The following is a 12,574-nucleotide window of genomic DNA, read 5'->3' on the forward strand; positions in this document are numbered from 1 at the left end:
AATATTATAGTGGTAGCCACATTATTATAATTGCGTCAAAGCCTAAGTGATTGTATGAAGTTGGCAGGAAATAGGGAGTGTATGTTCGCAATGGCTAAACGCCACCGCTTATCTGATTTGGAGCGATTGGAAATCGTCCGTGAATCGCGAAGAGGCGTCTCCGCTCAGGTACTTGGGAAGCGTTTCGACGTTACGCCGAGAACAATCCAGTACACAGTTCGCAAGGAACAGATGCGAAAACGCGACAGCGGCATTAGGACTGCACAAATCGGAACAACTGTAACACCAGAGGAATTGCGAACCTTTGAGGCGTTGCTTGGGCGGCATGGGGTCAACAGCCGATCCGACGGGATGCGGCGATTGATCCAAGCTGCAAATGGGATTCTCCAGCCGGACGAATACCTGACCGACGAGCTGAAGGGCTTTCGTGCGGCCCTTAATCGTGTCGGGAACAACGTCACGCAGATCGCCAAACGAATGAATGAGGCCAACAACAAGGGGATTAGGCCCCCCTTCGGGCAGGCAAGTTTGGCCCAGATGCGCAGCCTAACTGGGTTCGTCCTGGATTTTGCAGATCAAGTGGACCTTCTGGTTCGGCGGCGGACAGATAGGATCAACCTGTTGGTCAACGAGGCGTTGAAGGAGCTGGCCGATGGCGAAGAGTGATGCAGTTAGTGCTGTAACCGGCGAGATTTTCCGTGAGGGTTGGAGCCGCGTGCGCGGTTCGACGCAAGGGTTGGGCGAAAAGCGCAAGCAAATGACAAGGGCGGCAAAGGGCCACCGAGCAGCGGTGTTCAAAGCCATTCGGTCTGGTGGCACCCACACTAAGGGCCAGCTTTCCAATCAGCTCGAATACCTCACGAGTAAATCATCCTTCATCGTCGATAGCCGCAGTGTTCTCGATGGAAAGAAGCAGTTGAGTGCAGACGAAATCAAGTCTGTTGTAGATCGCTTCTCGAGCCGTTGGGACGAAGGTTTCCGACCAAAGATGGGTCACACTACGCACATGCTCATGTCGTTTCCCGTTGGGACAAAGGGAGCAGACGTGCGTGACATAGCATCCGCCGTAGCCGAGCGGTTTTTTGCAAACGATGAACGGAATTTTGACTATTTGATAGCGGTTCACGAGGACAGGGCGCACCCTCATGCCCATATGGTGCTGAACCGGCGTTCCCAAGAAGGTGAATATTTCTATCTCGGTCGAGATCACCACTTCAACTATGACGACTTCCGAACCGCGATGGTCGAAGAAGCAGAAAAATTTGGGGTTCGTCTTGAGGCAACCCGGCGCATCGATCGCGGCGTTCTGACCTACGCACCCAAAGCGGAAGAGATTTACGCGGCCAAGGAAGAAGGTCGCGAACCCAAAGCCCGTGAAAGGGTCGGACGTGACCTGGACCGCGCGTTGGCGGAAATCGCAACCACGTCCAGGATTTACCGCTCGTTGGCCGCAGAGGCGTCAGCTGAGAACCGGGAAGACATATCAAACGCCTTGATCCTTGCCAGTGAAATGCTGGGGCAGGGCGGGCAACTTGAACAGAATGGAGAAGTTTACATGGAGACCCAAGAATCCTTTGACGATCTGAGAAGTCGTTTTGCAGAGCGTGCAGAGAGGGTTGAACAGTTTGTCCGTGATGCACCGGATGCAATGAAGGCCAAGTATGAAAAGCAATTGGACGCGATCTATCGCAACGTCGCTCACATGCAGCCTGTTGGCGTCCGTTCTGCGACACTAAACGATGCGGCGTCAGATACGGGCGTCTATTCCGAGGCGAATATCAACAAAAACGCTGTTGCCTCCATGCGGGAGCCGGATACGCGAGCGCAAATCGAAACGGCTTTGCGTGGCACGGGCATTTCATCTTCGGCGGTAATCGCGCGGGTAGAGCAGGGGGCCAGCAATGCGTGGCTTGAGCAGCGGTGGATGGCCGACGACCTGTCAAAGATTGCAAAGAACGAAGGATTGAATCTTGAACGGAAAGAGGACTTGGCAATCGCGGCTGAAAAGCTGGATCAAGTACATGTCCAGTTGGGCCAGACTTTGGAACGGGTCGAGGTTCTGCGCGATGATGGCGTCATTGAAGTGGACGCCCTTGCAGATGTGGACGTGAACAGCCCCGAATACCAAGAGTTTCTTAGGGAAGAAGCAGAGCGGCAAGATAGCGTGGAACATGCTGCCGAAGACAACAGGCTTGTGGCAGGTATTGAGAGAGCCGAGCGCGAGGGCATTGCGATACAGGACCGCGAAGACGCGATTTCAGAGAGTGTTACAGCGGAAGTTGCCCGTTTACGTGGTCAAGGCTATTCAAATGCGCATATCGCTGAGCGTAGCTTTGACATTGAGGATGCAGTTACACGGCGCATCGACGACAACCCTGAACTTGTGGGTGTTTCGCCGGACGATCGCCGCGCTTTTGAAGCCATGGAAGACCGGTTTGCCAAAACTGACTTCAACTATGGCTATTCCGACGACAGCGACGCCAGAGAGTACGGGCGTGAACAAGTCAAAGTTGCCAACGGTGATTTCAAGGCGTTTGCGGCGAAGTCTGCGACCCACGCGGCGCTTGCGTCGAGGGCATGGGATAGAGCCACAGATATTATTCGACCCCCAGAAGGATATGTGCGCGAGAGCGACCGCATAGTTGTCGAACAGCGCGTTGTGGCATCGCCGGAGATTGCCCGCGTGATCGAACATGAGCGCAACGACAAAATCAATTCACCATTCTCCGACGACCGCAGCCGTGAAATTTATCGTGGAGAGATCGAACGGGAACTTAACGACGAACGACTTGAAGAATTGCGCAACGGTGACAGCGAAGCGCTTTCGGAGCTCATAGATAATAGGCTGGACCGTCTCTACGCCGCCAAAGCCTATCTGCAATCAGATGAGGCGACCTCGAGTAGTGAAGCGACCCGCGAAGTCGTCTCGGAGATTGCCGAGGAAGAATATGATGCGCAGCGGTTGAAGCATGTCCACGCGAATTCCGAGAAAGGACAGACTCATGGATAAGGGCAAAATCGCGGTCGGGATTTTTCTTCTGACCATTTTGTCACTGATTTTCGGGTATGTCGTGGCGACAGCGTTCCTGACGTTCCGAGACTATGGCATACGGGCCGATCTGGACTTTTGGTTGTTGGCCCAAAACTACCTTGGGATGCGAACATATCGGCCAGAGGACTTTCGCCTGGTCAATTTGATCGTCGGCGGGTTCGGGCTTGCTGGTCTTCTTCTCAGCGCCGTGCTGTCAGGGAACGCGCTGACTAAGTTTGGCAGAACCCAATGGCAAAAGCCTGCACACATGCGAAAGAACGGCTTTTTCAATACACCCGGCAGCGGGTTTATCCTGGGCAAGTTGGGTAAGCCAAAGAGTAACAAGGCGATGATTAGCTCGAAAATCTATCCACATGCGTTGATCGTTGCGCCAACCGGTAGAGGTAAAACGACCGGCTTTGTTATTCCGAACCTGTTGACCTTCAAGGGGTCTGCCGTGGTGCTAGACGTCAAGGGTGAAAACTTCGAAGCGACCGCCCGTCATCGAGCGTCACAAGGTGACGAGATTTTCCGATTTGCACCAACCGACTGGCATGACCGGCGTAGCCATCGGTATAACCCCTTGCTGCGCATCGCAGAACTTGAAGATTCAGATCGGCAGCAGATGGAATTGCAGTTGCTTGCATCGTTGTTTTTGCAGGCTGACAGCGACAGGGTACAGGGTCTCTTGAAAGGCGGTATTGATCTCTTTGTCGCTGCCGGTCTGTTGGCGTTCGAGCGCGGCCGGCCAACTCTGGGCGAGATTTACCAAATCAGCGCGAGCGGTGGCAACAAACAAAAAGAGTTCATGAAACGCCGAGATGAGGTGCAGAATCGTGCCGCGAAGCTGATCTTTGAGCGGCTGGCATCAACCAACAACGATACGCTGACTTCCTATGTGTCGTTGTTGATGACTTCCGGCCTCGATCAATGGAGCAATCCAGCGATCGACAAGGCCACGCAGGTTTCGGATTTCGATTTCAGAACCATCCGCAAGAAACCTTTTTCCGTTTTCCTTGTGGTCTCGCCCAACATGGTGAAGCCACTGGCGCCTCTGATCCGACTGTTTTTCTCTGACTTGATTTCATCTTTGCAGGACAAAGAACCTGGTCCGGACGAACCTTGGCCAGTCATGATCATGCTGGACGAGTTCAACCGTCTTGGAAAAATGCCGATTGTTACAGACAGCATTGAAACGCTGCGCTCATATAAAGCCCATCTGGCAATCGTCACCCAAACGATCCCGGCCCTAGATGAGATCTACGGCGAAAACACCCGCCGTGCCTTGCAGGGCAACGCAGGTGTGAAGCTGTATTTGACCCCATCTGATGAAAAGACAGTCGAAGAACTGAGCAAAGCTGTTGGCAAGACCACCAAGCGGGTTGTCACACGGTCTCGCTCCATCGGGAGAAACCCATTTGAAGGCCGAAGCATGTCGGAACGAACGGAAGAAACGTCGTTGCTGCCGGAGGATGAAGCAAGGAGGTTGCCGCTCGATGATGTTATTATCGTTGTGGATGCACAAATGCCGATCCGGGCGAAGCGCATCAAGTATTATGACGATCCGTTTTTCAAGTTGATCAGCGAGGCGCAAACAGGTGGGCTGCCGTTTCCCGAAACGACACTCACGACTGATACAGCACCGGACGTGGCCGAGACTGGGCTAGAGGCTCCATCCGCGCCCGCTCCGATGCCCGAAGACGGGGCAGGGTCCGAGGTGGCGAAAAAGGCCGATAGGACCATCACAGACAGGGATGCGTCCGTGGCCCTTACCAGCAACCAGCCTCATCGGGCTACGGTTAAAACCTCGGCGCGAAAGCGCAAGGCGAAGGCTGTTGTTCAGGTGACACGTGACTTTGAGGACCGTCAAGGCAAGTTCAATTTATCTGTGCAACAGCGGCTCGATATTCCCGATCCGGCGGTTGTCTCAGATGCTGATCTTGGAGCGCTTGATGCGGCTACAAACGAGCTGGCCGAATTAGAGGCGGTAATTGTCGAAGAAGGGCAGGGGGTCCAGAAAACTTACGCTACAGCGTGAGTATCCTCGAAAGACAGAAGAAGGCCCGCTGATAGGCGTGCCTTTTCTTGTTCTTCAAAGGCAACGTGTAGATCAACTGGATGCTCCCGTATGGTCTATTTGCCTTTCAACCGATCAGACCGGGCCAGCATCCGCTGCATTTGCTGGCCGGTGCCGGTTGTTTGTGGCGGTGGTGCAGTTGGTTTCATATTGGCTGATTGGTGCCGACTTGTTGTCTCAGCTGGACGGTTTATCCCCATCGCTTGTCGAGTTCGAATTGCGATCACCTCGGCTCCGCTCGCGGTACCGACACCCATACGGCTGTATGCCTGTTGGCTACCACCCAATGCCCGTCCATAGGCATAAGCTCCGCCCATGCCGCTTGTAAGCGCGGGCATGACGATGTTCCCTGAGATTGCACGAACGATAAATGGCGTGGCAATAATGAATCCCTTCGCCATCAGGACCATCATGAAAAAGGGGATTAGTGCGCCGATATTCGATGCACCTTCGGGATCACCTAGCTCGCCCAAGAGCGCACGTGACACACCCGTTATCGTCGCAAAGACGCCCGCAACAACGATAGGATACAATGCAAACGAAATGAGTGCAGATAGCCAGCGGGCGAAATAGTCTTTGGTGACCTCAAAGAGCGTCAGAAAGATCATGATGGGGGCCATGCCTATTAGTAGGGCGATCATCAGGCGGGAAGCGACGAGAATGAACGCAGCCAGGCCGCCGAGGATAGAAAGCAAAAGGACGCCGAGAATATCGAGCATCGCACCCGCCATCCAATTCAGTTCTGAACCTGCTGCGTTGAGATAATCACCTAGGGATGCGATTAGGCTGTCAAATTCTTCTGCGAATGTTCCGGACGGGCCGGGTGTGCCACCACCAACGGAGGCCACGAGTGCGCCCGCAATGCTGTCAATGCCGTTGAGAATTGCTGTGGAAAAAGAGTTGAATTGCGTCCAGTTTAACGCAAACACCCCGACTAAAGTTATTTTCACCGCAAGCCAAAACGCCGTTCGCCCATCCATCGACCTATACTGATAGGCCATGTTGATGAACACCATGACTACCAAGATGATCGAGGCGAGGTTGATCAGAGTTCCAACAGTTGCTGCCACGGATCCGAACTGGGTTTCGGCAGCAGTGTTCAAATAGCCTTCGGCTGTTTCCACAAAGTACGTAACGACACTCATCTAGGTTTCCTCACCAGTTGCCTTGGTGCTCACATATTGGCTTCGCGATCTTGCGGTGTTCGTTGGCAAGATTGCGATACTCCTCCGTCCGTTCGGTCGCGCCCCAACGGTCTAAGTCGGCATAGGCTTCGAGGAACGTAGTTTCGACATTTTCCCAAGTGGGAAACCTGGTCTCACAAGAGCAGTCCCCGGATTCCGCGACAGCTTGCATGCTCTGGGCGCGATACATTTGCTGGATCAGCACTTTATTGTGAGCTTCACGCAAAGGGATGCGATCAACCCATTCGGGTTGGGGTGGTTGATCTGGGCAAACCCTTGGCGTCTCGCTTCCAATCGTTATCGTGACCTGAGCCGATACCGGTGTGACACTTACGAACCCAGCAATAAGAGCGGTTGTCACAAAGAAACGGATCATGCCGCTTCTCCGCTGCTCGTTGTAAGCTCAGCGATTTCGCGCTTCAGGAAAGCCGTAACGCTCCGTGAGTGCATATCGGACGGCACAACGGAAACTAGCTCGTAACCTGCTGCACCCCACTCTGCGAGTGTTGCGCGCATTTGGGCGAGACCCTTTTTGCTGGCCATATCAAAGACCAGAAATTCATGCTCAAACTGCTTCATGTTTTGTCTCCTTCTTCAGGCGTTCCGGGTAGGTAAAACTCCGTAATCCCGCGATCACCTTTATGGCGACCTGCTTGAATGATTACATCAATCGAGCTTTCGATATATTGTATCATGTCCCTGTAAGTCATTGGCACATCAGTTTTAAGTGCGGCAATTGCTAAGCGCTGAACCGCCAGTTGAGGGGTTTCTGCATGAAGCGTCGTCATTGACCCGCCGTGACCGGTGTTGATTGCTTCTAGGAACGTCATGGCTTCCTGGCCACGCACCTCTCCCAACACAATCCGGTCAGGCCGCATCCGAAGGGTTGAGGTGAGCAACGTGTCCGCCGATTGTGCTGGAACGTCTCGGTTTGAAATCAGCGTGACCGCATTAGGCTGCGATGGCAGCAATTCGGCAGCTTCTTCGATAGTAATTATCCGCTCGTCGTCTGGCACGTAAGCGAGGATCTTCCGCGCGGCGACGGTTTTCCCCGTGGAAGTGCCGCCCGATACGATCATGTTCAGCTTGTTTTCCACACAGAATTGCACGGCAGCGTAAATGTCGCCGCCTTTTACGACTTCTCGCAATTCACGGTTTCTGGTCTGCCGATCCACTTCCAAACTGCGTTCTGCGCCATAGAGAAACTTGAGTTCAATGTCGTCCAGCGACAGGGTGGAAAAGAAGCGCAGAGCGATAGAGTATCCATCCCTCACAGCAGGCGGTTGGATCACCTGTGCGCGAATTGGACGCCCGCGATAAGTCACGCTTACAGAGACAATCGGTTTGTCTTTACTCATCGTCGTGCTGGCGGCAGATGCAATCTGGTTTGAGAGGTCTCTGATTTCCGTCTGGGTAAGAACGGTTTCAAGACGACTCATGAAGTGGTCGCCGTGAAATTCGCCCCACACAGTGCCATCAGGATTGACGCAAATTTCAATCACATCATCCCGCTTGGCGTCCGGAAGCTTGTCCAGGCTTTGTTGGAGATAGTTTGATGCCACTTAGAAAATCTCCAAATCGCGATCAACCATGACTGTGATGCGCGAAGCCTGATCCACATAGATCACAGGGCCAAGGGCGAGATAATCGCCAATCACGCTATCCGTTGCATCGGCAAGATCGTCACCGACGTCTTCCAACACCTCGGCAGAGGTTTCGTCTTCAACCTGCGCTGCCGCCGCGCCCGGTAGGGCGCTTATCAGTGAAATTAGTGCCGCCGAACCGAAGCGTTCGCTAAACCGAGTATCCACGAAGCCGGTTGCGCCGGACCGGCCGAGCTCATCACCGCCGAATGCGCTAATCACTACCGTCTGGTTGTTTGGCATGATGATCCGGTCCCATGCGATGGTGACACGTTTTTGCGCAATCTCAGCACCTGATTGGTATCGACCGATCAGCCGTGACCCGCGCGGGATCAAGACCCTAGATCCATCATACGAGTGAACATCCTCAGAAATGATTGCGCGCACAGCGCCGGGAAGGGAGCTGTCCAATGCCGTTTCTGTCACCGCTTGGATCATCGTGCCTTGGACGACTGTGTTTGACGGGTTGGCGATTACTTCAGCTTGAGTGACGGGTGACGGCAATGCCCCGTTAACAACGAAGTCCTGCACTCGGCTGAGCGTTCTTTCTGTCAATTCAGACGAGCCATCAGCACCAGTACCACCTCCGAAGGCGATGGTAGGTGATTCAATTCGAGCCTGTTGAAATGCCATTTCGGCTTGGCGGCGTCTTTCTAGTTCTGCGAGGCGGCGCGCTTCAACGTCGTCCATAGTCGATGGTATCGGGGCAGGGGTGGGAGCCTGCAGTTGAGCAAGCTCAAGGTCCATGCGAAGTTTTTCCAATTCGCGATCCCGCTCAGCGAGCGCATCTTGGAATTGCTGTTGGGCGGCTTCTGAAGATTGTTGTAAAGCTGCGATCTGTTCGGACAAAGCCTGCATAGCCTCTGCTGCCGCCGTGTTGTCTTCGGCTTCAGGCTCCGGTGCGTTCTTGATAGCTTCGATCTGGGCTTGCAGTGCCGCCAGTTGTGCCAACAGATCTGCATTGGGTTCAACTTGTGTTTCAACAATCTGAATCTCTGGCTCAGGCGGCGGCGGCGGGACGAATGGGTCAATCTCGCCAAATCCTTGACCTTCTGTCTGAAATTCTTCGGGTTGTGCCGTGGATAACGATGCTTCTCCGTCCCCCTGCAAGCTCAGGTAAGTGAAACCACCCAAGAGGGCGATACCTGCTGCGCCAGCCGCGGCCATGGCAAGTGACGGTTTCTTTTTAGCCGCAGCGGCGGAACTGCCGCCTTCCAAGGCCGCCAGCCGTTTTTCAAGATCGTTTGTGTCGCTCATGATCCTGAGCCTCCTGCTGTGGCTTGAATGCAAACGACTTCATCACCGAGGCGAAGAACCCATTGCCGACTGACACCCGAAACGCGCATTAAACCGTGTTCAACCTGCTGGCTGTTGACCGTCCGTTCATTGCTGCCTGTCGCCCGGAAAATGGCCGGGACCGGTGCGCCGCGCGCAAACCGGAAATAAGTAAACGTCCCATCATCCCAAACAGATGTTGGCGTGAACTCTTTTCTGTCACTGACTGCGTAATTGTAATTCGCTGCCTGTTGAGCGACTGTATTCCTGCCCGTTGCGTTGTCTTGAGGATACCGAAACTGCACCACGTAATAGGTCGGTGATGAGTTCTCTTGGACATTGAAATAGTAGCTGCGACGGTTCGTGTAGACAGTAATATTCGTGTGAACCCGGCGAGCGTTTGGTTTGACAGCGAAAGCACGGCCACCGGGAACACCATCGAGCTGGAAGCCTTCGGTATCACCGGCAATGATTGAGCGAATTGTTTCGCCTTGCCCAAATTCTATGGACGTTACGTGGGTCAAGCTGACGCTTAGACGGTATACCTGACCTTCCTGATAGGTCGCGATGCGAACACGGCGATCATTGCCCCCAGCACGAGGAATGGCTTCTGCAAACACGGGTTCCGCCGCAAGGGCCAGAACCAGAACCAGAGACAGAATGATTGATTTTATTGCCTTCATGTCAATTTTCCAATCTGTCTGAGCGGATGGCATATTCAATGACTGTGAAACCGAAGGGGTTGCTCCATACATCATCAATCGAGCGACGTTCTTCAGGCCGGAACTCGAAAAGCAATGTCGCGGTGAAAAGCCCGGCCTGAACACCTTGAGGCGAGGTCAAACGCTTGCGCATACGAACCTGAGCGCGGTTCGAGCCGATTCGGTTGATGCTGAGAATTTCCACATCAAGACGACTATTCTGGCCGTACACTGTTGGCGGATAGTTCGAGTTGGCACTATCCCAGAGGGAGCGCATGGAGGCTTCGGCCGCACGATCCGAGCGTTCAAGGATGCTGCGGACACGCAGATCGTTGTCGAGCTGGTTGTATGTTTCCCTATCGGTCACATACCGGAACACAACCGACTCAATGACGGCTTGATTTTCTGTCACGCGAACAGCACCAACCGATGCGTTGGGGAGCGCCATCCCTGTTTCTGGATTATAAGGCACAACAACCGGGTCAGGGTCTACATCGAGGATCGCCACAGCCGCAGCCGCAAGGCACCCTAAAACGCCAAACGCCAATCCCGAAAGCCCCAGCTTTTGCCAAAACTGTTCACGTCGTCGAGCGCCGTAAATCAGTTCTTCCTCAATGATTTCCTGTTCAATCGTCACGTCATTATCCCTTGATTAGTCAGCCGAAAGGGTCGGCAATGTGAAGTCCATGAATTGCTGTTCTTCTGCCAATGTTGCGGCGTCGAGCACACCGGCTTGACCTGTCCCAACGGTTTGCACGGCTTCCAACTGCCATTGGGCCACGAGAGCGATTGCCAGTTCAGCAGTGACGCGGGTGTTCAGATCAACGCTGTCTTTCAGCTCTTCCATATCGCCAATCATGCCAACGAGACGATCAACCCGTTCGAGGGACTGACCGGCTTCCTCATAGCTGTTTTGGGCGGCGGCAGACATCATCGCACCTGTCGTGGCCTGCTGCGCGGTGCGTTCAGCGCCAGCAGCACCGCTATTTGCCATTTCCGACAATGTATCCTCATTGAAACCGGCTTCTTCCAACACGCGCGTCATTTGGGTTTGAATGCCCGATGCACCATTTCCCGCAAGCTGCGACCAGTCGCCGTTCTTGATCGCTTCAATGGTCGAGAGAATATCACCAAACTCCTGATCCAAAATGCCGTTCAGTTCTTCCTCAAACTGCGTTGTGATGATTTCAGGCAGTTCCATGAGGCCCGTCAGGGCGGCATAGGTCTCTTGAAGCTGGGCGTATTGTTCGCGCAGCGTATCAAGCTGGGCCAGCGCTTGTTGAAGCTGCTCGTTTTGCAACACCTCATCTTCGATCATCTGCCGAAGTTGCTGGATTTCCTGCGCGATGTTCTGGGTATCGACAGTTGGGACACCCTGAGCATACGCTGCGCCGCCCCCAAGTAGGCTGGGCGCAGCTACAAACCCGATTGCACCGAGAACGGTGGCTGAGATGGTGGAGCGCATGAACACCCGTGTTTTGACGAATTTTTCCATTAGTCGAGTTCCTCCAATGTGAAGTCCATAAATTCCGATTCCTTGAGTTGTGCAGCTGCCATCGCCAGTTCTGCGTCACTCAAAGGCCGAGTGCGTGCAGCTTTCAGGCGTGTCAGCACCGCAACGAGGCGGACCAGTTCTGCCCGCGCATATGAGTTGAGAGCCATCGCCTCTTGAATGTCCTGCGTCTGCCCGATCCGGCGAACGATGTTCTGGACATGCAAGGCCGCTGCTTCGACATTCTGCATTGAGCTGTTGCCATAGAAGCTGGCACCGGCCCCAGAGATTGACAGATTCGAATTTGCAAGAAGGGCAGGGTCAATGGTCCCAAGTGCGTCGATACCGCCCACACGGGTCAGATATTCATTGTATTTGCGCGGGATCACTTGCACGTAGTGCTGTGTTTCCTGAAATGGGGGAACGCCGCCATAATTCTGGACGTTGCCTGGTCCGGCGTTATAGGCCGCGAGCGCGTGAATGATGTTGCCATCAAACATACGCAGCATTTGCGCCAGATACCGTGCTCCACCTTCGACCTGCAAATACGGGCTGTCGTAAAAGGCCGGGTAAATGCCAAGATCGCCCGCCGTTCCGGGCATGATCTGCGTCAGGCCGAAAGCACCTACCGGCGAACGAGCACCGATAGTAAAGCGGCTTTCTTGCCAGATGAGAGCTTGCAGAAGGCAGCGCCATTGAAGGACCGATAAACCGGCGCTTCCAACACCACTCAAACCGTGGGTCTCCAGTGCTACGCGAATGATGAGTTGTTCAATGTTCTGGTTTGCATCACCGAACATCTGATCCCCGGCTGGATTGTTATCGACCGCCGCATACAGCGTATCCGCCGATTGTTCAGGCAATTCACCATCTTCGAGACCAGTGACCATTGCAGGGATGTCTTGCCCACCAAAACTGGATTGCGCATCCAAAATCTGTTGAAGAACCGAAAGCTGTTCTTCCTCGATTTCCGCAATAGCCTCAGCAGTCGATAAACGTTCACGTTGGGTAGCAAGGTCTTCTTCACGATGAGCGTTCGCGGCTTGGTTTCTAATAGCCAAACCCCCATCCACGGTAGGTACGCCTTGACCCACCGAGGACGTGGCCCAGATCAGGCCAATCGCTGTGTATGTGAGGGCTCTACGCATTACTGTCCCCGAGGGCCCGCAGG

12 protein-coding genes are annotated in these 12,574 nt (G+C 54.0%); 3 read left to right on the forward strand and 9 right to left on the reverse strand.

The window, feature by feature from the left end:
• Positions 1-90 precede the first annotated feature (90 nt).
• From IEX10_RS18255 to IEX10_RS18265, 3 genes are read left to right on the forward strand one after another with little or no spacing between them, the layout of a single operon-like run.
• Positions 91-666 carry a transposase gene (locus IEX10_RS18255; protein WP_188678601.1) on the forward strand — a complete coding sequence of 192 codons (576 nt, stop codon included), beginning with the start codon at positions 91-93 and terminating at the stop codon, positions 664-666.
• Entirely contained in the window at positions 653-3,010 is a 2,358-nt protein-coding gene (locus IEX10_RS18260) for a relaxase/mobilization nuclease domain-containing protein (RefSeq protein ID WP_188678608.1), read from the forward strand. Before IEX10_RS18255 ends, IEX10_RS18260 begins: the two co-directional genes overlap by 14 nt.
• Positions 3,003-5,069 carry a type IV secretory system conjugative DNA transfer family protein gene (locus IEX10_RS18265; RefSeq protein ID WP_188678610.1) on the forward strand — a complete coding sequence of 689 codons (2,067 nt, stop codon included), beginning with the start codon at positions 3,003-3,005 and terminating at the stop codon, positions 5,067-5,069. The genes IEX10_RS18260 and IEX10_RS18265 overlap by 8 nt, the downstream gene beginning before the upstream one ends.
• A gap of 95 nt (positions 5,070-5,164) precedes the next feature.
• On the opposite strand, the gene IEX10_RS18270 is transcribed toward IEX10_RS18265, so the two are convergent.
• The 9 genes from IEX10_RS18270 to IEX10_RS18310 are packed head-to-tail and all read right to left on the reverse strand — an operon-like array spanning position 5,165 to position 12,551.
• Entirely contained in the window at positions 5,165-6,253 is a 1,089-nt protein-coding gene (locus IEX10_RS18270) for a TrbL/VirB6 family protein (RefSeq protein ID WP_188678612.1), read from the reverse strand.
• A gap of 10 nt (positions 6,254-6,263) precedes the next feature.
• A complete protein-coding gene (locus IEX10_RS18275; RefSeq protein WP_188678614.1) occupies positions 6,264-6,668 on the reverse strand; it encodes a hypothetical protein in 405 nt (134 codons plus the stop codon).
• Positions 6,665-6,871 (reverse strand): hypothetical protein, encoded by a 207-nt coding sequence (locus IEX10_RS18280; RefSeq protein WP_188678783.1) that lies wholly within the window; start codon positions 6,869-6,871, stop codon positions 6,665-6,667. The genes IEX10_RS18275 and IEX10_RS18280 overlap by 4 nt, the downstream gene beginning before the upstream one ends.
• Complete coding sequence (locus IEX10_RS18285; RefSeq protein WP_188678616.1) at positions 6,868-7,854, reverse strand: ATPase, T2SS/T4P/T4SS family; 987 nt, start codon at positions 7,852-7,854, stop codon at positions 6,868-6,870. Before IEX10_RS18285 ends, IEX10_RS18280 begins: the two co-directional genes overlap by 4 nt.
• Positions 7,855-9,192 (reverse strand): TraB/TrbI/VirB10 family type IV secretion system protein, encoded by a 1,338-nt coding sequence (locus IEX10_RS18290; protein ID WP_188678618.1) that lies wholly within the window; start codon positions 9,190-9,192, stop codon positions 7,855-7,857.
• Positions 9,189-9,893, reverse strand: coding sequence for a TrbG/VirB9 family P-type conjugative transfer protein (locus IEX10_RS18295; protein ID WP_188678620.1), 705 nt, complete (start codon positions 9,891-9,893; stop codon positions 9,189-9,191). The genes IEX10_RS18290 and IEX10_RS18295 overlap by 4 nt, the downstream gene beginning before the upstream one ends.
• Before the next feature lies 1 nt (position 9,894).
• Entirely contained in the window at positions 9,895-10,548 is a 654-nt protein-coding gene (locus tag IEX10_RS18300; RefSeq protein WP_188678623.1) for a VirB8 family type IV secretion system protein, read from the reverse strand.
• A gap of 15 nt (positions 10,549-10,563) precedes the next feature.
• Positions 10,564-11,406, reverse strand: coding sequence for a type IV secretion system protein (locus IEX10_RS18305; RefSeq protein ID WP_229678632.1), 843 nt, complete (start codon positions 11,404-11,406; stop codon positions 10,564-10,566).
• On the reverse strand, positions 11,406-12,551 hold the full coding sequence (locus IEX10_RS18310; protein ID WP_188678625.1) for a lytic transglycosylase domain-containing protein: 1,146 nt from the start codon (positions 12,549-12,551) through the stop codon (positions 11,406-11,408). The genes IEX10_RS18305 and IEX10_RS18310 overlap by 1 nt, the downstream gene beginning before the upstream one ends.
• Positions 12,552-12,574: the final 23 nt, after the last annotated feature.

This window comes from Neptunicoccus cionae (assembly GCF_014643735.1).
GTDB lineage: Bacteria > Pseudomonadota > Alphaproteobacteria > Rhodobacterales > Rhodobacteraceae > Amylibacter > Amylibacter cionae.